Source organism: Streptomyces sp. B3I8, from assembly GCF_030816915.1.
Lineage (GTDB): Bacteria > Actinomycetota > Actinomycetes > Streptomycetales > Streptomycetaceae > Streptomyces.
Map to the genome: position 1 here is coordinate 1607625 of NZ_JAUSYN010000002.1, position 22192 is coordinate 1629816.

Annotated in this window: 21 protein-coding genes; 6 read left to right on the forward strand and 15 right to left on the reverse strand. The window is 72.2% G+C overall.

All coding sequences use genetic code 11. The annotated features are described in order from the left end of the window. Nucleotides 1-55: 55 nt before the first annotated feature. Together QFZ64_RS09420 and hisI are read right to left on the reverse strand one after the other, a co-directional pair. Nucleotides 56-1573, reverse strand: a complete 1518-nt coding sequence (locus QFZ64_RS09420; protein ID WP_307064309.1) for an anthranilate synthase component I — start codon at nt 1571-1573, stop codon at nt 56-58. An 11-nt stretch (nt 1574-1584) separates the two neighbouring features. Further along, complete coding sequence (gene hisI, locus QFZ64_RS09425) at nt 1585-2064, reverse strand: phosphoribosyl-AMP cyclohydrolase (protein ID WP_373430572.1); 480 nt, start codon at nt 2062-2064, stop codon at nt 1585-1587. Nucleotides 2065-2334: 270 nt separating this feature from the next. On the opposite strand from hisI, the gene QFZ64_RS09430 reads away from it, so the two are divergent. Next, on the forward strand, nt 2335-2970 hold the full coding sequence (locus QFZ64_RS09430; protein WP_307064311.1) for a TIGR03085 family metal-binding protein: 636 nt from the start codon (nt 2335-2337) through the stop codon (nt 2968-2970). A gap of 27 nt (nt 2971-2997) precedes the next feature. Here QFZ64_RS09430 and hisF read toward each other — a convergent pair whose 3' ends face one another. The 8 genes from hisF to hisD are packed head-to-tail and all read right to left on the reverse strand — an operon-like array spanning nt 2998 to nt 8786. After that, nucleotides 2998-3753 (reverse strand): imidazole glycerol phosphate synthase subunit HisF, encoded by a 756-nt coding sequence (hisF, locus tag QFZ64_RS09435; RefSeq protein ID WP_307064313.1) that lies wholly within the window; start codon nt 3751-3753, stop codon nt 2998-3000. Further along, nucleotides 3750-4154, reverse strand: a complete 405-nt coding sequence (locus tag QFZ64_RS09440) for a RidA family protein (RefSeq protein WP_307064315.1) — start codon at nt 4152-4154, stop codon at nt 3750-3752. The genes hisF and QFZ64_RS09440 overlap by 4 nt, the downstream gene beginning before the upstream one ends. Next, nucleotides 4151-4876, reverse strand: a complete 726-nt coding sequence (gene priA / locus QFZ64_RS09445; RefSeq protein WP_307064316.1) for a bifunctional 1-(5-phosphoribosyl)-5-((5-phosphoribosylamino)methylideneamino)imidazole-4-carboxamide isomerase/phosphoribosylanthranilate isomerase PriA — start codon at nt 4874-4876, stop codon at nt 4151-4153. Before priA ends, QFZ64_RS09440 begins: the two co-directional genes overlap by 4 nt. Nucleotides 4877-4881: 5 nt before the next feature. Next, a complete protein-coding gene (hisH, locus tag QFZ64_RS09450) occupies nt 4882-5556 on the reverse strand; it encodes an imidazole glycerol phosphate synthase subunit HisH (RefSeq protein WP_307064318.1) in 675 nt (224 codons plus the stop codon). Next, entirely contained in the window at nt 5553-5717 is a 165-nt protein-coding gene (locus QFZ64_RS09455; RefSeq protein ID WP_307064320.1) for a hypothetical protein, read from the reverse strand. The genes hisH and QFZ64_RS09455 overlap by 4 nt, the downstream gene beginning before the upstream one ends. Continuing rightward, nucleotides 5714-6307 carry an imidazoleglycerol-phosphate dehydratase HisB gene (hisB, locus tag QFZ64_RS09460; protein ID WP_307064322.1) on the reverse strand — a complete coding sequence of 198 codons (594 nt, stop codon included), beginning with the start codon at nt 6305-6307 and terminating at the stop codon, nt 5714-5716. Before hisB ends, QFZ64_RS09455 begins: the two co-directional genes overlap by 4 nt. Beyond that, nucleotides 6304-7464 carry a histidinol-phosphate transaminase gene (locus QFZ64_RS09465; RefSeq protein WP_307064325.1) on the reverse strand — a complete coding sequence of 387 codons (1161 nt, stop codon included), beginning with the start codon at nt 7462-7464 and terminating at the stop codon, nt 6304-6306. The genes hisB and QFZ64_RS09465 overlap by 4 nt, the downstream gene beginning before the upstream one ends. Beyond that, on the reverse strand, nt 7461-8786 hold the full coding sequence (gene hisD, locus QFZ64_RS09470; RefSeq protein ID WP_307064326.1) for a histidinol dehydrogenase: 1326 nt from the start codon (nt 8784-8786) through the stop codon (nt 7461-7463). The genes QFZ64_RS09465 and hisD overlap by 4 nt, the downstream gene beginning before the upstream one ends. Nucleotides 8787-8992: 206 nt before the next feature. Between hisD and QFZ64_RS09475 the strand changes: the two genes are divergently transcribed. From QFZ64_RS09475 to ybaK, 4 genes are all read left to right on the forward strand, one after another. Then, nucleotides 8993-10576, forward strand: a complete 1584-nt coding sequence (locus tag QFZ64_RS09475) for an oxidoreductase (protein ID WP_307064329.1) — start codon at nt 8993-8995, stop codon at nt 10574-10576. A gap of 507 nt (nt 10577-11083) precedes the next feature. After that, the gene (locus QFZ64_RS09480; protein ID WP_373430573.1) at nt 11084-12271 is read left to right on the forward strand and encodes a hypothetical protein; all 1188 of its coding nucleotides are present in this window, start codon (nt 11084-11086) and stop codon (nt 12269-12271) included. 11 nt (nt 12272-12282) lie between these two features. Continuing rightward, nucleotides 12283-13023, forward strand: a complete 741-nt coding sequence (locus QFZ64_RS09485) for an LON peptidase substrate-binding domain-containing protein (protein WP_307064334.1) — start codon at nt 12283-12285, stop codon at nt 13021-13023. A gap of 43 nt (nt 13024-13066) precedes the next feature. Continuing rightward, a complete protein-coding gene (ybaK, locus tag QFZ64_RS09490; RefSeq protein ID WP_307064335.1) occupies nt 13067-13570 on the forward strand; it encodes a Cys-tRNA(Pro) deacylase in 504 nt (167 codons plus the stop codon). 114 nt (nt 13571-13684) lie between these two features. Here the strand turns inward: ybaK and QFZ64_RS09495 are convergent, their stop codons facing one another. The 4 genes from QFZ64_RS09495 to QFZ64_RS09510 form a co-directional block, all read right to left on the reverse strand. Then, entirely contained in the window at nt 13685-14425 is a 741-nt protein-coding gene (locus QFZ64_RS09495) for an AAA family ATPase (RefSeq protein WP_307064337.1), read from the reverse strand. A gap of 59 nt (nt 14426-14484) precedes the next feature. Further along, entirely contained in the window at nt 14485-15330 is an 846-nt protein-coding gene (locus QFZ64_RS09500; protein WP_307064339.1) for an ABC transporter permease, read from the reverse strand. Nucleotides 15331-15455: 125 nt separating this feature from the next. Further along, nucleotides 15456-16469 carry an ABC transporter ATP-binding protein gene (locus QFZ64_RS09505; RefSeq protein WP_307064342.1) on the reverse strand — a complete coding sequence of 338 codons (1014 nt, stop codon included), beginning with the start codon at nt 16467-16469 and terminating at the stop codon, nt 15456-15458. Between the two features lie 233 nt (nt 16470-16702). Further along, entirely contained in the window at nt 16703-17914 is a 1212-nt protein-coding gene (locus tag QFZ64_RS09510) for an NYN domain-containing protein (protein WP_307064344.1), read from the reverse strand. Between the two features lie 222 nt (nt 17915-18136). On the opposite strand from QFZ64_RS09510, the gene QFZ64_RS09515 reads away from it, so the two are divergent. Then, the gene (locus tag QFZ64_RS09515; RefSeq protein ID WP_307064345.1) at nt 18137-18331 is read left to right on the forward strand and encodes a hypothetical protein; all 195 of its coding nucleotides are present in this window, start codon (nt 18137-18139) and stop codon (nt 18329-18331) included. A 171-nt stretch (nt 18332-18502) separates the two neighbouring features. On the opposite strand, the gene dnaE is transcribed toward QFZ64_RS09515, so the two are convergent. Continuing rightward, entirely contained in the window at nt 18503-22039 is a 3537-nt protein-coding gene (dnaE, locus tag QFZ64_RS09520; protein ID WP_307064347.1) for a DNA polymerase III subunit alpha, read from the reverse strand. Between the last annotated feature and the right edge of the window lie 153 nt (nt 22040-22192).

Consider the following 22192-nt stretch of genomic DNA (forward strand, 5'->3'; position numbering starts at 1 on the left):
CCCGAACACCGGGCGAGGGGTCACCCGGGGTTCCGGTGAGTCCGCGTGTCCTCGGTCACCGTGTGCGTGTTCCGGCTCCTTCCAGACGGTTGGCGGTGTGGACGGCCCGGAGTACCGCGGCGGCCTTGTTGCGGCATTCGGTGTCCTCGGCGACGGGGTCGGAGTCCGCGACGATCCCGGCGCCGGCCTGCACGTACGCGGTGCCGTCCCGCAGCAGGGCGGTACGGATCGCGATGGCCGTGTCGGAGTCGCCCGCGAAGTCCAGATAGCCGACGCAGCCGCCGTACAGGCCGCGCCGGGACGGTTCCAGTTCGTCGATGATCTGCAGGGCGCGGGGCTTGGGCGCGCCGGAGAGGGTGCCCGCGGGGAAGCACGCCGTCAGCACGTCGAACGCGGTGCGGTCGGCGGCGACGCGGCCGGTGACCGTGGACACGATGTGCATGACGTGGGAGTACCGCTCGACGGACATGAAGTCGACCACCTCGACCGAGCCGGGTTCACAGACCCGGCCCAGGTCGTTGCGGCCGAGGTCGACGAGCATGAGGTGCTCGGCGCGTTCCTTGGGGTCGGCGAGCAGTTCGTCGGCGAGGGCCTGGTCCTCCTGCGGGCCGGCGCCGCGCGGCCGGGTGCCGGCGATGGGGTGGACCATCGCGTGTCCGTCCTCGACCTTGACCAGGGCCTCGGGGGACGAGCCGACGACGTCGAAGTCGTCGAAGCGGAACAGGTACATGTACGGCGACGGGTTGGTCGCCCGGAGCACCCGGTAGACGTCGAGCGCGCTCGCCGTGCACGGTGTCTCGAACCGCTGCGAGGGCACTACCTGGAAGGCCTCCCCGGCCCGGATGCGCTCCTTGATGTCCTCGACGGCCTGTCGGAAGTCGGGGCCGCCCCATCGCGCGGTGTACTCGGGCAGTTCGGAGGGCGGGAGCGCGGCGGGCGGCTGGGCGACCGGCCGGGCCAGGTCCGCCTCCATCGCGTCCAGCCGGGCCACGGCGTCGGCGTAGGCCTCGTCGACGCCGGTGTCCAGGTCGTTGTGGTTGATCGCGTTGGCGATGAGCAGGACCGTGCCGTCCCAGTGGTCGAGGACGGCGAGGTCGGAGGTGAGCAGCATGGTCAGCTCGGGGAGCTTCAGGTCGTCCCGCTCGCCGGGGCCGACCTTCTCCAGGCGGCGCACGACGTCGTATCCCAGGTAGCCGACCATGCCGCCGGTGAAGGGCGGCAGCCCCAGGTCGTCGGCGAGGTCCCGGGGGGTGTGCAGGGCCTCGACGGTGGCGCGCAGCGCGGCGAGCGGGTCGCCGTCGGCCGGGACCCCGACCGGCGGGGTGCCCAGCCAGTGGGCGTGGCCGTCGCGTTCGGTGAGGGCGGCCTGGCTGCGGACGCCGACGAAGGAATAGCGGGACCAGGTGAACGCCGCGCGGCCGTTCTCCGCGGACTCCAGCAGGAAGGTGCCGGGGCGCTCGGCGGCGAGCTTGCGGTAGAGCGCGACCGGGGTGTCGCCGTCGGCGAGGAGCTTGCGGCCGACGGGGATGACGCGGCGGTCGGTGGCCAGCTTGCGGAAGGTCTCGAGGTCCATGGCGATCGACCCTACTGAGCGGGGGTGGTGGTGCCCGAATCGGCGGGCGGGGCGGGGGTGTTGGGGGATCCGGTGGCGGTGGTGGGGCCGGACGCGGCGGGTGCGGCGGTGTCCCGTACCGGCAGGACGTCCGCGTCGAAGCAGGTGCGGGCGCCGGTGTGGCAGGCGGCGCCGACCTGGTCGACCTTGACCAGCACGGTGTCGGCGTCGCAGTCCAGGGCGACGGACTTGACGTGCTGGACGTGGCCGGAGGTGTCGCCCTTGACCCAGTACTCCTGGCGGCTGCGGGACCAGTAGGTGCAGCGGCCGGTGGTGAGGGTGCGGTGCAGGGCCTCGTCGTCCATCCAGCCGAGCATGAGGACCTCGCCGGTGTCGTACTGCTGGGCGATGGCGGGGAGGAGGCCGTCGGGGGTGCGTTTGAGGCGGGCGGCGAGGTCGGGAGGGAGGGAGCTGGGAGGTGGGGGTGCAGGTGCGGGCGTGCGGCTGGTCATGGGTGTCATTGTGCCGCGCGCGGCGATGCGGGCTTTTCGGTTGTCCACAGGGCGGACCCTACGGTCGTACCTTCGTACTTTTTCGCCCCCCGTCGCCCCTGCCCTTCCCGACCTTCCCCCACGGGGACTCCGTCCTCGCGCCCCCGAGGGGAGGCGGTCCCGGGTGGGCGGGCAGGTGCGGGTGGGGTGGGGCTCGTCGCGTCCGCGCGGCGGAGCCGCAGATCGACACCTCCGCGCCGCTTACGGCCGCCTCGGTCGTAAGCTGAGCGTATGTCGACCCATGCGAAGCGTGAACGACTTCTGCTCGCCGATCTGCTGGAGGCGTCGGGGCCCGACGCGCCCACCCTGTGCGAGGGGTGGACGACGCGGGACCTGGCCGCGCACCTCATCGTGCGTGAGCGGCGCCCGGACGCGGCCGGCGGGATTCTGATCAAGCAGCTCGCCCCGCGGCTGGAGCGGGTGATGGACGAGATGCGGGCCAAGCCGTACGAGGAATTGATCCAGCTCATCCGGACGGGCCCGCCGCGCTTCTCGCCCTTCTCGCTGAAGCAGATCGACGAGGCGTCCAACACCGTCGAGTTCTACGTCCACACCGAGGACGTGCGCCGGGCACAGCCCGACTGGACGCCCCGTGAGCTGGACGCGGTCTTCCAGGACACCCTGTGGTCGCGTCTGGAGCGGATGGCGCGGATGCTGGGCCGCGGCGCCCCGACGGGCCTGGTACTGCGGCGCCCGGACGGCCAGACCGCGGTCGCTCACCGCGGCGCCCCGGTGGTCACCGTCACCGGGGAGCCCGCGGAGCTGCTGATGTTCGCGCACGGCCGACAGAGCGCGGCCCGGGTGGAACTGGACGGCGACATGGACGCGGTCGCCAAGGCCCGGGGCACCAAGCGGCTCGGCAACTGACGCGGCCCCCGGGCCGGGAGCGGTGGGCTACCGCACGGGATGGCCCGCCTCCCGCAGTTCCCGCTTGACCTCACCGATGCGCAGGTCGCCGAAGTGGAACACGGAGGCCGCGAGCACCGCGTCCGCGCCGGCCTCGACCGCCGGCGGGAAGTGCGGCAGGGCGCCGGCGCCGCCGGAGGCGATCACCGGGACCGTGACGTGCCCCCGGACGGCCCGGATCATCTCCAGGTCGTAGCCGTCCTTGGTGCCGTCCGCGTCCATGGAGTTGAGCAGGATCTCCCCGGCGCCGAGGTCGGCGGCCCGGTGGGCCCACTCGACGGCGTCGATGCCGGTGCCGCGGCGGCCGCCGTGGGTGGTGACCTCGAAGGAGCCGGTCGCGGTGCGGCGGGCGTCGACGGAGAGGACCAGCACCTGGCGGCCGAAGCGCTCGGCGATCTCGCGGATCAGTTCGGGGCGGGCGATGGCCGCGGTGTTGACGCCCACCTTGTCCGCGCCCGCCCGCAGCAGCTTGTCCACGTCCTCGGGCGTACGTACGCCGCCGCCCACGGTGAGCGGGATGAACACCTGTTCGGCGGTGCGGCGGACCACGTCGTAGGTGGTCTCGCGGTCGCCGGAGGAGGCGGTGATGTCCAGGAACGTCAGTTCGTCGGCGCCCTCGGTGTCGTACACCTTGGCCATCTCGACGGGGTCGCCCGCGTCGCGGAGGTTCTGGAAGTTGACGCCCTTGACGACCCGGCCGTTGTCCACGTCCAGGCAGGGGATGACTCGGACCGCCAGGGTCATGAATCCACGGCTCCTCTGAATGCTTCCAGTTCGACTTCGACCAGCACACGCGAGTCGAAGAATCCGTCCACGACCAGCAGGGTGGCGACCGGCCGCACCGTGTCGAACAGTTCCTTGTGCGCCCGGCCCACCGCTTCCACGTCCCGCGGATGGGTGAGGTAGACCCGGGTGCGGATCACCGAGTCGGGGCCGAGGCCCAGCTCGGCGATCGCCTCCAGGGCGCCGGCGAAGGCCGCCCTGGCCTGCTCGTAGGGGTCGCCCTCACCGTGCAGGACGCCGTCCCGGAACGCCGTCGTGCCGCCCACCAGGACGCGGTCGCCCGCCGCGACGGCCCGTGCGAAACCGAAGGACTCCTCCCAGGTGCTCCCGCTGTGCACGCGCCGTACGGCGTCGGACGTCATGACGACACAACCTCCAGGGCCTCTTCCAGGGTGAACGCCTTCGCGTACAGGGCCTTCCCGACGATGGCGCCCTCGACACCGAGCGGGACGAGGGAGGCCAGGGCGCGCAGGTCGTCCAGGGAGGAGACGCCGCCCGAGGCCACCACCGGGCGGTCGGTGGCCGCGCAGACGTTCCTCAGCAGCTCCAGGTTGGGGCCCTGGAGGGTGCCGTCCTTGGCGATGTCGGTGACGACGTAGCGGGCGCAGCCCTCCTTGTCGAGGCGGGCCAGCGTCTCGTAGAGGTCGCCGCCGTCGCGGGTCCAGCCGCGGCCGCGCAGGGTGGTGCCGCGCACGTCGAGACCGACGGCGATCCTGTCGCCGTGCTCGGCGATGACCTTGGCGACCCACTCGGGGGTCTCCAGGGCGGCGGTGCCGAGGTTGACGCGGGTGCAGCCGGTGGCGAGGGCGGCGGCGAGGGTGTCGTCGTCGCGGATGCCGCCGGACAGCTCGACCTTGATGTCCATGGCCTTCGCGACCTCGGCGATCAGCACCCGGTTGTCGCCGGTGCCGAACGCGGCGTCCAGGTCGACCAGGTGCAGCCACTCGGCGCCGGAGCGCTGCCAGGCGAGGGCGGCCTCCAGGGGGGAGCCGTAGGAAGTCTCGGTGCCGGACTCGCCGTGGACCAGGCGGACGGCCTGGCCGTCGCGGACGTCGACGGCGGGGAGGAGTTCGAGCGTGGCCATGGTGTCTACAGGGTTCCGATCCAGTTGGTGAGGAGCTGGGCTCCGGCGTCGCCGGACTTCTCGGGGTGGAACTGGGTGGCGCACAGGGCGCCGTTCTCGACGGCGGCGACGAACCGCTCGCCGTGCGTGGACCAGGTGACCTTCGGGGCGCGCAGGGCCGGGTTCGCGGTCTCGAGGGACCAGTCGTGGACGGCGTAGGAGTGCACGAAGTAGAAGCGCGCGTCGGCGTCGAGTCCGGCGAAGAGCTCGGAGTCGGCAGGTGCCTCGACGGTGTTCCAGCCCATGTGGGGGACGACGTCCGCCTTGAGGGGCTCGACGGAGCCGGGCCACTCGTCCATCCCCTCGCTCTGGACACCGTGTTCGATGCCGCGGGCGAAGAGGATCTGCATGCCGACACAGATGCCCATGACGGGGCGGCCGCCGGCCAGCCGGCGGCCGATGATCCAGTCGCCGCGGGCCTGCTTGAGGCCCGCCATGCAGGCGGCGAAGGCGCCGACGCCGGGGACGAGCAGGCCGTCGGCGTTCATGGCCCGGTCGTAGTCACGGGTGATCTCGACGTCCGCGCCGGCCCGCGCGAGGGCGCGCTCGGCGGAACGGACGTTGCCGAAGCCGTAGTCGAAGACGACGACCTTCTTGGTGCCCGAAACGCCCGGGGTGCTCAGGGTGCTCGGAGTCGTCAATTCCACACCTCCAGCCGCACCACGCCCGCGACGATGCACATGGCCGCGCCGACGGAGAGCAGCACGATCAGACTCGTGGGCATCTTCTGCCGGACGAAGGAGACGATCCCGCCGATCAGGAAGAGCCCGAGGACGATGAGCGCGGTAGATCCGCCGTTCACAGCGCACCCTTCGTGGAAGGCAGGATTCCGGCCGCGCGCGGGTCGCGTTCGGACGCGTAGCGCAGGGCGCGGGCGAGCGCCTTGAACTGGCATTCGACGATGTGGTGCGCGTTGCGCCCGTAGGGCACGTGGACGTGCAGCGCGATCTGCGCCTGGGCGACGAAGGACTCCAGGATGTGCCGGGTCATCGTCGTGTCGTACTCGCCGATCATCGGCGCCATGTTCTCCGGCTCGGTGTGCACCAGGTAGGGGCGGCCGGAGAGGTCGACGGTGACCTGGGCGAGGGACTCGTCGAGCGGGACCGTGCAGTTGCCGAAGCGGTAGATGCCCACCTTGTCGCCGAGGGCCTGCCTGAAGGCGGCGCCCAGCGCGAGGGCGGTGTCCTCGATGGTGTGGTGGGAATCGATGTGCAGGTCGCCCTCGGTCTTCACGGTCAGGTCGAACAGACCGTGCCGGCCGAGCTGGTCGAGCATGTGGTCGTAGAAGCCGACGCCCGTCGACACGTCGACCTTGCCGGTGCCGTCGAGATCGATCTCCACGACGACCGCGGTCTCCTTGGTGGTGCGCTCCACGCGCCCGACGCGGCTCATGCGCCCCGCTCCTGTCGTTGGTCGTTGAGGTCCGTGGGGTCGGTGAGGTCCCCGAGGTCTTTCTTGAGTGCGCGTGCCGCTTCGAGGAACGCGTCGTTCTCCGCCGGGGTTCCGGCGGTCACCCGCAGCCACCCCGGCACGCCGTTGTCCCGGACCAGGACGCCCCGGTCGAGGATCTTCCGCCACGCCTCGTGGGCGTCGGCGAACCGGCCGAACTGGACGAAGTTGGCGTCGGACGCCGTCACCTCGTATCCGAGTGAGCGCAGTTCGGCGACGAGCCGGTCCCGTTCGGTCTTGAGCTGTTCGACATAGCCGAGCAGCGTGTCGGAGAACTCCAGCGCGGCCAGGGCGGTCGCCTGGTTGACGGCCGAGAGGTGGTACGGCAGCCGTACGAGCTGGACGGCGTCCACGACGGCCGGGTGCGCGGCGAGGTAGCCCAGGCGCAGCCCCGCCGCGCCGAACGCCTTGGACATCGTGCGGGAGACGACCAGATTCGGCCGGCCCTCCAGCAGCGGCAGCAGCGAGTCTCCGTGACTGAATTCGATGTACGCCTCGTCGAGGACGACCAGGGACGGCTTCGCCGCCTGGGCCGCCTCGAACAGCGCGAGGACGGCATCGGGCGGGACCGCGGTGCCGGTGGGGTTGTTGGGGCTGGTGATGAAAACGACGTCGGGGCGGTGCTCCGCGATCGCCCGCTCGGCGGCGGCGACGTCGAGGCTGAAGTCGTCCCGGCGCGGACCGGAGATCCAGCCGGTGCCGGTGCCGCGCGCGATGAGCGAGTGCATCGAGTACGACGGCTCGAAGCCGATCGCGGTGCGGCCGGGCCCGCCGAAGGTCTGCAGCAGTTGCTGGATGACCTCGTTGGAGCCGTTGGCGGCCCACACGTTCTCCGGGCCGACGGGGTGCCCGCCGGTCTTCGTCAGGTACTCGGCGAGGCGGGTGCGCAGCTCGACCGCGTCCCGGTCGGGGTAGCGGTTGAGGGCGCGGGCGGCCTCGCGCACCCGTTCGGCGATCCGCTCGACGAGCGGTTCGGGCAGCGGGTACGGGTTCTCGTTGGTGTTCAGCCGTACGGGGACGTCGAGCTGCGGCGCGCCGTAGGGGGACTTGCCGCGCAGTTCGTCCCGTACGGGGAGGTCGTCGATGCCGAACGTGCTCACTTGCTGTCGGGTACCTTCCAGTCGAACCGTGCCTTGACCGCGGCGCCGTGCGCCGGCAGGTCCTCCGCCTCGGCGAGCGTCACCACGTGGTGGGCGACCTCGGCGAGCGCGTCGCGCGTGTAGTCCACGACGTGGATGCCGCGCAGGAAGGACTGGACGGAGAGCCCCGAGGAGTGGCAGGCGCAGCCGCCGGTGGGCAGGACGTGGTTGGAGCCGGCCGCGTAGTCGCCCAGCGAGACCGGCGCCCAGGGGCCGACGAAGATCGCGCCGGCGTTACGGACGCGGTCGGCGACGGCGGCCGCGTCGGCGGTCTGGATCTCCAGGTGCTCGGCACCGTAGGCGTCCACCACCCGCAAGCCCTGCTCGACGCCGTCGACCAGCACGATCGCTGACTGGCGGCCCTTGAGGGCGGGCACGATGCGGTCCTCGACGTGCTTGGTGGCGGCGACCTGGGGCGCCAGCTCGCGCTCGACCGCGTCGGCCAGCTCCGGGGAGTCGGTGACGAGGACGGCGGCGGCCAGCGGGTCGTGCTCGGCCTGGCTGATCAGGTCGGAGGCGACGTGCACCGGGTCGGCCGTGGCATCGGCGAGAATCGCGATCTCGGTCGGGCCGGCCTCGGCATCGATACCGATGCGGCCGGTGAAGAACCGCTTGGCGGCGGCGACCCAGATGTTGCCGGGGCCGGTGACCATGGTGGCGGGCGGGCAGGACTCGGTGCCGTAGGCGAACATCGCGACGGCGGTGGCGCCGCCGGCCGCGTACACCTCGTCCACGCCGAGCAGGGCGCAGGCGGCGAGGATCGTGGGGTGCGGCAGGCCGTCGAAGTCGGCCTGGGCAGGGGAGGCGAGCGCGATCGACTCGACGCCGGCCTCCTGGGCGGGCACCACGTTCATCACCACGGAGGACGGGTAGACCGAGCGGCCGCCGGGCGCGTACAGCCCGACGCGGTCGACCGGAACCCACTTCTCGGTGACCGTGCCGCCGGGGACGACCCGGGTGGTGTGATCGGTACGGCGCTGCGCGCGGTGGACCGCGCGGGCGCGGCGGATCGACTCCTCCAGGGCCGCGCGGACCGCCGGGTCGAGCCGCTCCAGCGCCTCCTTGAGGGCCTCGGCCGGGACGCGGACGGACTCCAGCCGGACGCCGTCGAACTTCTCGGCGAAGTCGATCAGCGCCGCGTCGCCCCGATGATGGACGGCCTCGCAGATCGGGCGCACCTTCTCCAGGGCCGCCGCGACGTCGAAGTCGGCTCGGGGCAGCAGGTCGCGCAGGGCGGGTCCCTCCGGGAGGGCGTCGCCGCGCAGATCGATTCGGGAGATCACGCGGTCAATTCTCTCAGACCGCGGGCGGTGACCGTCCGTCCGTATCAGTGGCTGATACGTCACGCACGGAAGGCGGAGGGAGAAGTTCGTGCTCACTTTGAGTGTTCAACCCGTGACGCAGTGGGCATCACCGGTTGTACCAACCCGCGAGTAACGCCACCTGTGAGGCAGGAAGGGGGCACCGTGACGGGGAGGACGGGCGCGCCGTGACCGAGAGTGACAGCCTGCGCGCCACGACAGATGTTCCCGGCGGACTGACCACCGTCGAGGCCGGCATGTGGCAGGCGTTCCGCGCCGGCACCGTCTACGACCTGCGCAGCGGCGACGCGGGCGTGGACGATCCGCACGGCGGCGCCCCCTGGGGCCCCGAGCGTACGGTCCGCGCCCTGGTGGTCTGCTGGCTGCTGCTGGACGGTCCGCCCGCGCTGGCCGGGCGGGTCTCCTCGCTCAAGCTGACCGGTGTGCGGATCACCGACCCCCTCGACCTCGCGGGCGGCACGGTCGATCCCTATGTCGAGATGACGGGCTGCCGCTTCGAGCAGGAGGTGCGGCTGCCGGAGGCGCGTTTCACGACGGTGCGGCTGCTGGACTGCGCGGTGCCCCGGCTGGAGGCGGCGCGGGTGCACACCGAGGGCGATCTGCACCTGCCGCGCTGCCGCGTCCCCGGCGGCATCCGGCTCACCGACGCCCGCATAGGCACCGATCTGCTGCTCAATCAGGCGATCGTGGGCCCGGACCGCACCGGCCGGGCGATCATCGCGGACGGCATCTCGGTCGGGCAGGATCTGCAGGGCGAGATGCTCCGCACGGAGGGCGAACTGAGCCTGCGCAGCGCCCAGATCGGCGTGTCGCTCAGCCTGCGGGGCGCCCGGCTGACCAGTTCGACCACCCGGAACGCGCTGAACGCCCCCCAGCTCAGCGTCGAACGTACGCTCTACCTGAGCCCTGCCGGGCTCGGCAACCCGGTGCTCACCAGCGGCACCACGCCGGCCCGCGGCACGCTGGTGCAGCGCTTCGAGGCACGGGGCGGGATCCGGCTGGACGACGGGCGGTTCGGGGACTCCGTCGACCTGGAGGGCGCCCGGTTCCTCTTCCGGGAGGACCAGGAGCTGTCGCTGCGCCGGGTACAGACGCCGGAGCTGCGGTTCCTCGGGGAGCGGCCGGAGCGCGGGCGGGTGGTGCTGTCGGGCGCCCGGATCGGCAACCTCGTCGACCGCACGACGAGCTGGCCCGGCCCCGGCCGGCTGCACATGGGCGGCTTCGCCTACGAGAACCTGGTGCCGCAGGACGCCTTCCCGCTGCCCCGGCGGGTGGAGTGGGTGACCGCGGCGACCGCCGAGTACGACCCGGAACCCTACGAGCGGCTCGCGGCGGTGCTGCGCGGTTCCGGGGAGGACGAGGACGCGCGGGAGGTGCTGCTCGCCAAGCAGCGCCGTCGCCGCGAGACGTTGCCGCTCGCCGCGAAACTGTGGGGATACGCGCAGGACTGGACGGTGGCCTACGGGTACCGGCCGGGGCGGGCGGCGGTGTGGATGGCGGTGCTGTGGGCGGCCGCGTCGCTGGCGTTCGCGCAGAACGATCCGCCGCCGGCCGATCCCGAGCGGCATCCGCACTGGAACGCCCCACTGTTCGCGCTGGATCTGCTGCTGCCGGTGATCGATTTCGGCCAGGTCGGCCAGTGGCAGTTGCGCGGCGGCTGGCAGTGGCTGGCGGCCGCGGTGATCATGCTCGGCTGGGTCCTGGCGACGACGGTGGCGGCGGGCGCGACACGGACATTGCGGCGGAGCTGACCCCTGCGCGGGGGGATCCCCCGCGCGGGGGGATCCCCCGCGCAGGGGTCCCCGCGGGGGTCTCCGCGGAAGGCATACCCGCGGAGGGGATCTTCGCGGAGGGGCTCCTGGCGGAAGGGCTCCCCGCGGACGAGGCCGGCGACGGGGCCGACCGCCGACGGGGCCCGCATGGGGCCGACCGCCTGGCCTCCCCGCGCGGGGCCGACCGCGAGCCGTATGTCCCTGCACAGGAGCGACCGTCTTCGGGACATCCTCACTCGGGGCCGATCGGCTACCGGGCCCACATCCTGCGGGGCAGAACCGGACCGGGGCGGCATCCCGACAAGGCTGCTCCGCGATCGGGCCGGCCGCCCGGCGGGCCCGGCCCGGCCGTCATGGGGCGGGCGTACGACTGTGCGACAGGTGAGATGAGAAACGCTCACCTTTTACCGCGCCTTGACCTCTTCCCGTACAACCAATCCGGGTTTCGTCCGCACCTCTGGCGCGTTTCCGACCTGCGTGTTTTCAATGGTCGGCACCATGCTCCGCTTGCGCGCCCTGCTCCGTAACGCCCGGCCGTCCCGGAATGCCCCGCGACCCGCCGGACCGGTCCCGCACGGGTTCGTCCCGAACGAACCCGTCCAGAGCGGGCTCCGCCATGACGGGCTGGTCCTGGACGGGCTCCTGCCGGACGGGCTCGTTCCGGACGACGAGGTGCTGCTCGACGCGCCCGACGACCGTCTCTCCCCCGTGCTCGCCGCGGCCGGACGCGGCGAGTACGGCCCGGCGGCCGCGCTGCTCGCCGGCACCCGTGAGGCCGCCGCCTGGGAGGACCGCGACGGCTACGTCCGGCGGCTCGCGCTGTTCGCCCGCTCGCGCGGCGAGTGGTTCGACGCCTGGTGCGCCGCCGCTCCCGACTCCCCCGACGCCCTGCTGGTCGGGGCCCAGCTCGCGGTGGACCGCGACTGGGCCTCCCCGGCCCGTGCCGAACTGTTGCGCCGGGCGACTCCGCTCCTCACGGCGGTCACCGCGGACGGCGGCGGCGACCCCGTGCCCTGGCGCATCGCCCTGGACCATGCCCGGGGCGCCCGCGCCGGACACGCCGAGTTCGAACGGCTGTGGGTCGAGGCGGTGCGCCGCTCCCCGCACCACTACGGATGCCATGTGGCGGCCCTGCGGTACCTCTCGGGCGCCTGCGGCGCCGGGGGCGCCTCCCGCTCCGAGTGCCACCGGGAGTGCTTCGACTTCGCCGAACGGGCCGCGCAGGACGCGCTCCCCGGATCCCTGGTGCAGGCGCTGCCGGTCCGGGCCGCCCACGCCTACCTCGCCGCACGGGGCGGTCCCGCCGTGGCGCGGGGGCGGCTGGACGCGGCGGCGGACCGGGCGGTCGCGCTCTCCACGGGGTACGCGCCCGCCGACCCCTGGCCGGCGGAGGTGCGCAACCTCCTGGTCCACGTGCTGGTCCGCCTGCACCGCTGGGAGGACGCCCTGGAGCAGCTCCGCCTGATCGGGCCGTACGCCACCTCCTTCCCCTGGGACCGCGAGGACGAGGACCCGCTCGCCCGGTTCCTGCACGTACGGACCGGTGCGCGGCTCAGGGTGGCGTCCGGCCGGCCGCCGTACGCGGGCGGTCCGCGCCCCACGCGCCCACCCGGCGCGACCGATCCGTGCCCGCCGGGTGACCGCACCGGCCGGTCCCGGCCGCACGACCATTAGGCTGTCCCGTCGTGACCACCGTCCGGCTTCCGCTCTTCCCGTTGAACTCGGTGCTTTTCCCGGGGCTCGTGCTGCCGCTGAACATCTTCGAGGAGCGTTATCGCGCCATGATGCGCGAACTGCTGAAGACCCCCGAGGAGGAACCGCGCCGTTTCGCCGTCGTCGCCGTCCGCGACGGCCACGAGGTCGCGCCCAGCGCGCCAGGCCTGCCCGATCCGACCGCCGTGCCCGACCTGGGGCCCGCGGCGGGCTTCGGGGACGATCCCGTCAAGGCGCTGCACACGGTGGGATGCGTCGCGGAGGCGGCGACCATCCGGGAGCGGCCGGACGGCACGTTCGAGGTGCTCGCCACCGGCACCACCCGGGTCCGGCTGCTCTCGGTGGACACCTCTGGCGCCTTCCTGACGGCCGAGCTGGAGGAGCTCGAGGAGGAACCGGGCGACGGCGCCGGGACCCTGGCGGAGGGCGTGCTGCGCGCGTTCCGCGCGTACCAGAAGCGGCTGGCCGGGGCGCGGGAGGGATCGCTGTCGGCGGGCGGGGAACTGCCGGACGAGCCGTCCGTGGTGTCGTACCTGGTCGCGGCGGCGGCGATGCTGGACACCCCGGCGAAGCAGCGGCTGCTCCAGGCCCCGGACATCGCCTCGCGGCTGCGGGACGAACTGAAACTCCTTCGCGCGGAGACCGCGATCATCCGTAACCTGCCGTCCTTGCCGGCGGCGGAGCTGACGCGGGGACCGCAGAGCCTCAACTGACCCCGGCGCGACGGACACGGCACACGGCGACACGAGGGTCGGGATGGCGAAGAAGGCGAAGAAGCAGCAGCCGGGCGGAACACCGGCGACGGTGGCGCTGACAGCCGCGGGGGTGACGTACACGGTCCACTCCTACGAACACGACCCCTCCCACCCGTCGTACGGCGAGGAGGCGGCCGAGGCGATGGGCGTCTCCCCGGACCGGGTCTTCAAGACGCTGGTGGCCGACGTGGACGGCGCACTGGTGGTCGGTGTGGTCCCGGTGGCGGGCTCGCTCGACCTCAAGGCACTGGCGACGGCGGTGGGCGGCAAGCGCGCGGCGATGGCAGACCCGACGCTGGCGGAACGGACGACGGGGTACGTGCGGGGCGGCATCTCGCCGCTGGGCCAGCGCAAAAGGCTGCGGACGGTCCTGGACGCGTCCGCGTCCGCCCACGACACGGTGTGCGTGTCGGCGGGCCGGCGAGGTCTTGAGGTGGAGCTCGCCCCGGGCGACCTGGCGTCCCTGACGGAGGCGGTCGTCGCACCGATCGCGCGGGGCGCGTAGAGGCACGTGAGTACGTAAGCACGTGGAGGCGGTACACGGGAGCGCGGCCAGCGTGACCGCGCCCCGGCCGGGGGCCACCGGCCGAGGGGCCCCTGTCGCGCTCCCCCGCCCCCGTCAGTCCACCGGCGGCAGCGGCAGCGGTGTCGGTTCCGGGTCCCTCGGGCCGAACAGTGCCGTGAGGCCCAGATGGACCACCAGCGCGCCCAGCGACCACGCGAGGAGCGCCCCCTTCGCGCCCAGTTTCAGGGGCGCGGAGAACGTCACACCCTTGCCGACGCTCTTCGCGTGAGCGACCACGTCCTGCGAGGGCCCCAGCCAGATCCCCAGCCGCCACGCGAGCAGGGACCCCAGCAGCCCGCCCACGGCGAGCCCCACCACCAGCGGCACACCGCCCCGCCGCCGCGCCAGGAACGTCACCAGCGCGGTCACCGCCCCGAACGCCAGCGCGAGCAGCGCGAACGTCCCGTCCACCCCGATCGCCTGCTCGCCCTCACTGTCCTTGAGGTAGACGACCCAGTTCTTGCCGACCACGTCACCGACCAACGGCACGTGCGGCGCCAGCCACCACCACAGGACCCCGAGCAGCGCCCCCGTCACCGCCACGCCCAGCGCGACGACGACCGCCTCCCGCACTTCGGTCTTCATTCCGGGTCCGTCCTGTCCGTACGCCGACCAGCCCGGGTCGACGGCGCCGGGCACGGCCGCGCCGTCGGGGCTCCGCCACCCTTCGTACGCGGCCCCCGGCGCCGCCGGGGCGGACGGTGTGGACGCGGCCGACGGGGCGGGGGCCTGCTGTCCGGCCTGGTCACGGCGGGACGGTTCCTGCGGGGGCGGAGGAGTCAACGGAGCGGTCACCCTGTCATCGTGCCAGTCGAATCGGTCGGTCGCGTCACCGGACGGCTCGGTCGGTCGCGTCACCGGACGGCCGCGCGCCGGTACGCCCAGGTCGCCACGGCCAGCGAGGCGAGCCCGACGCCCGCGCATACGGCGAGGTCGCCGAGGACGTGCGTCCAGTCCGGGTGTCCCCCGAACGTCCGCGCGAACGCCTCCACACCGTACGTGGACGGCAGCAGGTCGCGCGCGAGGCGGACCACTTCCGGCAGCCGGCCGGCCGGGAGCACGCCGAGAAGGAGCGCCCCCGACATGCCGAGCTGCCCGAGCAGGGTGGCGAGTTCGGGGCGCGGGGCGAGCAGCCCCAGGGCGGCGCCGAGCCCGGACAGCGCGGCCCCTGACAGCGGGATCACCGCGGCCAGGATCCACAGGTGGCCGAGCGGCAGGCCGAACAGCAGGCAGCCGGAGACGGCGGTGACCACCGTGCCCGGCACCGTGAAGGAGGCGTACGCGCCCGCCGCGCCCAGCACCACGGCGGCGGGCGGCACCGGAAGGGTGGCGTAGTGGTCGAGGCCGCCGTCGGCCCGCAGCCGCCCGAAGTACTGGGCCAGCAGGTTGAGCGCCACGAAGGCGACGACGAGGACCGAGGACCCGGCGACCACCGCGCGTGCCCCGGCGTCGTCGTCCACGACCCCGCGCATGAGGATCATGATGCCGATCGACTGGAACGTCGCCACGAACAGCAGCGGGATGCGGGCGACCCGGGCGCGGGAGAGCTGCGCCCTGTACACGGCGGCGAGCGCGGGCCACAGGCGGGCCCGCGGCCCGAGGACGGCCGCCTCCGTGGCCGTGTCCGGGACGGCGTCCGGGTCGGTGTCCGACGCCGCCCGGGGGACGGCGGGCAGGGTCCCGGCGGGTACGGCACTCACGACGCGCTGCTCCTTCTCGCTCGGGCGGTCGTTCCGTACGGACCGTGCGGAACGACCGCCGGACCGTATCCGTAGGGACCGTACGGATGCGGCGTCTTCCGTGCTCGCCGCCGCACCGGCCCGCCTCACGCCTTCACCAGTCCCTTGGTGTCCCCGCCGAGGGCGAGGTAGACGTCCTCCAGGCTGGGCGTGGCGAGGGTGAAGTCGTCCAGGGCGGCGAAGGCGGCGCCGCCGGTGACCGTGGCGACGACGGCCCGGGCCTCCTCGGGGGCGAGCCGCAGCGTCCAGCGGCGCCCGGACTCGGCGACTCTGTCGTGCAGGGCGGCGACCTCGGGCACGTCCAGCGGCGGGCGGTCGCGCCAGACGAGGTCCACGCGGACCTCGCCGGCCACCTCGGCCTTGAGCCCGGCGGGAGTGTCGCAGGCGACGACGCGGCCGCGGTGCAGGACGGCGACCCGGTCGAGCACGGTCTCCGCCTCGAGGACGTTGTGGGTGACCAGAAGCACGGTGGTGCCGCGTTCCGCGCGGCGCCGGTCGACGGCGGCCCACACGGCGCGCCGGGCGACCGGGTCCATGCCGGTGGTGGGCTCGTCCAGCACCAGCAGCGGCCGCTCGCCGACCAGGGCGGCGGCGAAGCAGGCGAGGCGGCGCTGGCCGCCGGACAGCTTGTTCAGGGGGCGGGCGGCCAGCGGGACGAGCCCGAGTTCCTCCAGGACGGCGTCCCGTTCCGCGCGGGCCCGGCGCAGGTCGAGTCCGCGCAGCCGGCCGGTCGTCTCGACGGCGAGCGAGACGGTCAGTTCGTCCAGCGCGGTGGACTCCTGGCCGAGGTAGGCGAGGATGCGGGAGGCGCGCTCGGGGTGGCGCACGAGGTCGTGGCCGAGGATCTCGACGCTGCCGCGGTCGGGGCGCATGAGGCCGGTGAGCTGGCGGACGAGGGTGGACTTGCCGGCGCCGTTGGGGCCGAGCAGGCCGAAGATCTCGCCGCGGCGGACGTCGAGGCGGACATCGTCGGTGGCGCGGATCTCGGGGGTGGCGGCGGTACCGCGGCGGGCGCGGAGCGCGGGGTAGACCTTGGTCAGCCCGCGTACGCGTACGACGTCGCCCTGTTGCCAGGTCGACGGTGCGGTGCGCGTATTCACAAAGGACGAGACTACGGGGTATCGCCGACAAACCCTCGTCCGGGTGGGCCCGGAGGGGGTTCTCGCCCCCGCCGCCCTCACCCTTCCCCTCCTCGGAGGGCTCCGTCCTTCGGACCCCGGGGTTCGTCGTCGGCCGACCGCCGGTGGGGGCCGGCCGCGCCCGCGCGGCGGGGTAGCCGCGGATCGACACGGCCCCGCGCCCCTGTGTGAGGCGCCCGGCCCCTGCGAGGCGCTTACTCCCCCGCCGGGACTCGTTCCGTTGCTGTTCTGGCGTCGATCTCGCGCCAGAAGCCCGCTCGGATCGCGTAGCGGTCCTGCTCGTCGATCTGGTCGTCCTTGTGGGCGAGCAGGCCGAAGCGTGCCGCGTAGCGCAGCAGTTCGCCGTCGATGCGGTGGGGCACCCGGGGGTACATGCCGGAGATCTTCTGGAGGTGGATCTGGTCGGTCAGGCGCTCCGCCCACCGGCGGGCGAACACCTGTCCGACCTCCAGAGGGTCGCCGCCGACCGCGGTGATGTCCTCCTCGCGGTCGGCCCAGCGCTGTTCCGCGCTGGTGAGCTGCGCGAGCGTCGGCAGCGAGGCGGCTTCCGCGGACTCCCCTCCGGGCCGGTCGACCCAGCCCTTGTCGGAGGACCACCGCAGCGTCGCCGAGGACGGCGGGGACGTCGGCTGCGGGCCGGGGGCACGCAGCGCGGCCAGGTCCTTCGGGGTGGGGACGCCCTTGTGGGCGGGGCCGCGTTCCGTCGAGCCGTTGCGCGGCTCGGCCGCCGACTCGTGCCGCGGCTGCTCGGCCCGGCGTTCGGGCCCGGCGGAGAGCGAGGACTCCGGCAGTGGGGCGGAGAGGATCGCGGCGATCTCCGGCCGGGGCAGGTGCGGGGGCGCGCAGGCGCCGCCGTACTCCTTGGCGCGGACGGCCCGGGTGATCCAGACGCGGTCCAGTACCCGGCGTTCGTCGGCCTCGGCGACCAGGTCCTCGGACTGGTTGTAGTCGCCGTCGGCGGCCTGCACCGCCCACAGGTGGACGGCGACGCCGTGTTCCTTGGCGGCCATCATGCCCGGCAGCAGATCGCCGTCCCCGGTGACCAGGACCACGTCTGAGCAGGCCCTGTTGCGGGCGAGTTCGGTCAGTTCGGCGTGCATGGCGGCGTCGACGCCCTTCTGTGCCCACCGCCCGTCGCTGCGGGTCAGGGCGCCGAGCCGGACCGTGACCCGGGGCATCACGCGCAGCCGGCGGTGCTCGGGCTGCGGTACGCGGTCGGGGGCGCCGTCGAACCAGTAGATGCGCAGCAGGGGCTGCCGGGTGTCGGACTCGGCGCGTTCGCGCAGGCCCTGGATGAGGGCGGCGTGGTCGACGGTGATGCGGGAGCGGGAGGGTTCACCGGCGAGGAGGCTGGCGGCGGCCCCGAGCAGGTATCCGGCGTCCACCAGGACGATGCAGCGGTCCACGCGGTCCACCTCTTTCCGGGAGGTTTGCTTCGGGCTTCCTTCGAGTCTGCCCGACGGCAACGGGGTTAACGGTCCGAACTCGATCTTCGGCGTGGCGCACGGGCGGGTGTGCCGCCAGCCACCTTGTCACACACGGTAATTGTCCGGAATGCGTTCTTTGTGTGCCTGTGTGAGTCTGATCCCGTCCCTGGCCCCCAGATCCCTTTCAGGAGGCGAATCACCATGGCCAAGAACAAGAACCAGAACCGTAAGCAGCAGAAGAACAACGGTCCGCAGAACCGCTCCGCCCAGGGCGAGCACGCCCAGGAACAGGCGCACCGGCCCGAACGGGAGGCGCAGGCCGCCTCGATAGCCCCGGCGGATGCGGGCCCGGCCCAGGCCGGCCGCAAGCAGCGGAAGAGCTTCGGTCACAACTGAGGCCGGGCGTACCAAGAGGGGCGCATCCCGTGCGGGATGCGCCCCTCGCGTGCATCTGTGCGCGCCGATCTACGGTCCGGTGCCCACCCGGATCTCCACCGGGCGTTCACCCCGGCCCCTCAACCCGGACCCGGGCCCCGGTCCCTCGACCCCGTACCGCGCCCCGGTCCGTCAACCCGCCAGGCAGGACGGGCCGAGCAGCACCTTGAGGTCGCCGAAGAGCGCGGGGTCCGGCTTCACCCGGTGTCGGTCGAGCCGGAGGACCGTGGTCTTGCGGGGCCCCTGGAGCTTGATCCGCACCTCGCTGTCGCCCCTGTGGTGACTGAGGATCTCGCCGAGGCGGCTGACCATGGGCGGAGTGACCCTGGTGGCAGGGATGGTGAGCACCACAGGCGCGTTGGCGCCCGCGTTGGACAGATCGGGCACCTGGAGCTCCATCGCGACCAGCCGCGGCACGTCCTCCCGCTTGTCGAGCCGGCCCTTGACGAACACCACGGCGTCCTCGACCAGTTGTGTCGACACGAGCTGGTACGTCGCCGGGAAGAACATGCACTCCAGCGAGCCGGCGAGATCCTCGACGGTGGCGATCGCCCAGGCGTTGCCCTGCTTGGTCATCTTGCGCTGCAGTCCGGAGATGATGCCGCCGATGGTGACGACCGCGCCGTCCCCGAAGTCACCGCCGGTGAGCTGGGCGATGCCCGCGTCGGCCTTGTCGGACAGCACGTGCTCCAGACCGAAGAGCGGGTGGTCGGAGACGTAGAGGCCGAGCATCTCCCGCTCCTGGGCGAGCAGATACGTCTTGTCCCACTCGTCGGGCGAGAACTCCACGTCGAGTCCGAAGCCCGGCTCGGTCGTGTCGCCGTCGCCCATGCCGCCGAAGAGGTCGAACTGGCCCTCGGCCTCCTTGCGCTTGACCGCGACCACGTTGTCGATCATCGGCTCGTACTGGGCGGTGAGCCCCTTGCGGGTGTGCCCCATGGAGTCGAAGGCGCCCGCCTTGATGAGCGATTCCGTGGTCCGCTTGTTGCAGACGACGGCCTCGACCTTGTCCAGGTAGTCCGGGAAGGAGGCGAACTTTCCCTTCGCCTTGCGGGACCTGATGATCGAATCGACCACGTTGGTGCCGACGTTGCGTACCGCGGACAGGCCGAAGAGGATGACGTCGTCACCCTGGGCTGCGAAGTTCGACTCCGACTCGTTGACGTTGGGCGGGAGCACCTTGATGCCCATGCGACGGCACTCGTTGAGGTAGACGGCCGACTTGTCCTTGTCGTCCTTGACCGAGGTGAGCAGTCCGGCCATGTACTCGGCCGGATAGTTGGCCTTGAGGTAGGCGGTCCAGTACGAGACCAGGCCGTACGCGGCGGAGTGCGCCTTGTTGAAGGCGTAGCCGGCGAAGGGGACCAGGACGTCCCACAGGGCCTGGATCGCCTCGTCGCTGTAGCCGTTCTTCTTGGCGCCCGCCTGGAAGATGGTGAAGTTCTTCGCCAGCTCGTCGGCCTTCTTCTTGCCCATGACGCGGCGCAGGATGTCGGCCTCGCCGAGCGAGTAGCCGGCGATGATCTGGGCGGCCTTCTGCACCTGCTCCTGATAGACGATCAGGCCGTAGGTGACGTCCAGGACCTCCTTGAGCGGGGCCTCCAGCTCGGGGTGGATCGGGGTGATCTCCTGCAGGCCGTTCTTGCGCAGCGCGTAGTTGGTGTGCGAGTCCATGCCCATGGGGCCGGGCCGGTACAGCGCGGAGACGGCGGAGATGTCCTCGAAGTTGTCGGGCTTCATCAGGCGCAGCAGTGAGCGCATGGGGCCGCCGTCGAACTGGAAGACGCCGAGGGTGTCGCCGCGCTGGAGCAGTTCGAAGGTCTTGGGGTCGTCCAGCGGCAGCGACAGCAGGTCGATGTCGAGGCCCTTGTTGGACTTCACCATCTTGACGGCGTCGTCCATGATCGTCAGGTTGCGCAGGCCGAGGAAGTCCATCTTCAGCAGGCCGAGCGACTCGCAGCTCGGGTAGTCCCACTGTGTGATGGTCACGCCGTCGGTGTGCCGGACCCAGACGGGCACGTGCTCGGTGATGGTCTCGCTGGACATGATCACGCCGGCCGCGTGCACGCCCATCTGCCGGACCAGTCCCTCGACGCCCTTGGCGGTGTCGATGACCTTCTTCACGTCCGGTTCGTTCTCGTACATCGCGCGGACCTCGCCGGCCTCGCTGTAGCGCGGGTGCGAGGGGTCGGTGATGCCGTTGAGGTCGATGCCCTTGCCGAGGACGTCGGCGGGCATCGCCTTGGTGACGCGGTCGCCCATCGCGTACGGGTAGCCCAGCACGCGCGCGGAGTCCTTGATGGCGTTCTTGGCCTTGATCTTGCCGTAGGTGCCGATCATGGCGACCTTGTCGGCGCCGTACTTCTCGGTGACGTACCTGATGACCTCGACGCGCCTGCGCTCGTCGAAGTCGATGTCGACGTCGGGCATGGAGACGCGCTCGGGGTTGAGGAAGCGCTCGAAGATCAGGCCGTGCGGGATCGGGTCGAGGTCGGTGATGCCCATGGCGTAGGCGACGATCGAGCCGGCCGCGGAGCCTCGGCCGGGGCCCACCGCGATGCCGTTGTTCTTGGCCCACATGATGAAGTCGGCGACCACGAGGAAGTAGCCCGGGAACCCCATCTGGATGATGACGTCCATCTCGTACTCGACCTGCTTCTGGCGGTCCTCGGGGATGCCGCCGGGGAAGCGGCGCTCCATGCCGCGGCGCACCTCCTCCTTGAACCAGGTGACCTCGGTGTAGCCCTCGGGGATGTCGAACTTGGGCATCAGGTCGCGCTTTTCGAACATGCCCGTGGTGTCGACCTGCTCGGCCACCAGGAGCGTGTTGCGGCAGCCCTCCTGCCAGGCGTCCGAGGAGTCGATGGCGTACATCTCGTCCGCGGACTTCAGGTAGTAGCCGGTGCCGTCGAACTTGAAGCGGTCGGGGTCGGAGAGGTTCTTGCCGGTCTGGATGCACAGCAGGGCGTCGTGGGCGCTCGCCTCGTGCGCGTACGTGTAGTGCGAGTCGTTGGTGACCAGCGGCGGGATGCCGAGCTTCCTGCCGATCTCCAGCAGGCCGTCGCGGACCCGGTGCTCGATGTCGATGCCGTGGTCCATCAGCTCCAGGAAGTAGCGGTCCTTGCCGAAGATGTCCTGGTACTCGGCGGCCGACTTCAGCGCCTCGTCGAACTGCCCTAGGCGGAGCCTGGTCTGCAGTTCGCCCGAGGGGCAGCCGGTGGAGGCGATCAGCCCCTCGGACCACTGGGAGATGGTCTCCTTGTCCATGCGGGGCCACTTCTGCAACCAGCCCTCGGCGTAGGCGTCGGAGGAGAGCCGGAAGAGGTTGTGCAGTCCGGTGGCGTTCGCCGCCCAGATCGTCTTGTGGGTGTAACCACCCGAACCGGACACGTCGTCCCGCTTCTGGTGCGGCTGGCCCCAGCGGATCTTGCGCTTGTTGCGCCGGGACTCGGGGGCGACGTACGCCTCGATGCCGATGATCGGCGTGACGCCCGCCTTCTTGGCGGAGTGGAAGAAGTCGTACGCCCCGTGCAGGTTGCCGTGGTCGGACATGGCGATGTGCGTCATGCCCATCTCGTTGCACGCGTCGAACATGTCCTTCAGCCGCGCGGCACCGTCCAGCATCGAGTACTGGGTGTGGACGTGCAGGTGCGTGAACGGCTTCGACACGTTCGGCCTCCAGGGGGAAACGCTGGGTGGCGGGCTGGCGGACAGTCCGGGGGTCAGCTCGGAAGTCTATGCCCCGGCACTGACACCGGCGGGCCCCCTCCGCGTACCTTCGTGCGGGGGAGGCACCGAAGTCCGCGGCCCCGCGCGTGCGGG

What these genes read in the sequence shown, in the direction of transcription:
- QFZ64_RS09420 (WP_307064309.1), bottom strand. Translation starts at nt 1,573, where the DNA reads ATGGACCTCGAGACCTTCCGCAAGCTGGCCACCGACCGCCGCGTCATC.
- hisI (WP_373430572.1), bottom strand. Translation starts at nt 2,064, where the DNA reads ATGACCAGCCGCACGCCCGCACCTGCACCCCCACCTCCCAGCTCCCTC.
- QFZ64_RS09430 (WP_307064311.1), top strand. Translation starts at nt 2,335, where the DNA reads ATGTCGACCCATGCGAAGCGTGAACGACTTCTGCTCGCCGATCTGCTG.
- hisF (WP_307064313.1), bottom strand. Translation starts at nt 3,753, where the DNA reads ATGACCCTGGCGGTCCGAGTCATCCCCTGCCTGGACGTGGACAACGGC.
- QFZ64_RS09440 (WP_307064315.1), bottom strand. Translation starts at nt 4,154, where the DNA reads ATGACGTCCGACGCCGTACGGCGCGTGCACAGCGGGAGCACCTGGGAG.
- priA (WP_307064316.1), bottom strand. Translation starts at nt 4,876, where the DNA reads ATGGCCACGCTCGAACTCCTCCCCGCCGTCGACGTCCGCGACGGCCAG.
- hisB (WP_307064322.1), bottom strand. Translation starts at nt 6,307, where the DNA reads ATGAGCCGCGTCGGGCGCGTGGAGCGCACCACCAAGGAGACCGCGGTC.
- QFZ64_RS09480 (WP_373430573.1), top strand. Translation starts at nt 11,084, where the DNA reads ATGGTCGGCACCATGCTCCGCTTGCGCGCCCTGCTCCGTAACGCCCGG.
- ybaK (WP_307064335.1), top strand. Translation starts at nt 13,067, where the DNA reads ATGGCGAAGAAGGCGAAGAAGCAGCAGCCGGGCGGAACACCGGCGACG.
- QFZ64_RS09515 (WP_307064345.1), top strand. Translation starts at nt 18,137, where the DNA reads ATGGCCAAGAACAAGAACCAGAACCGTAAGCAGCAGAAGAACAACGGT.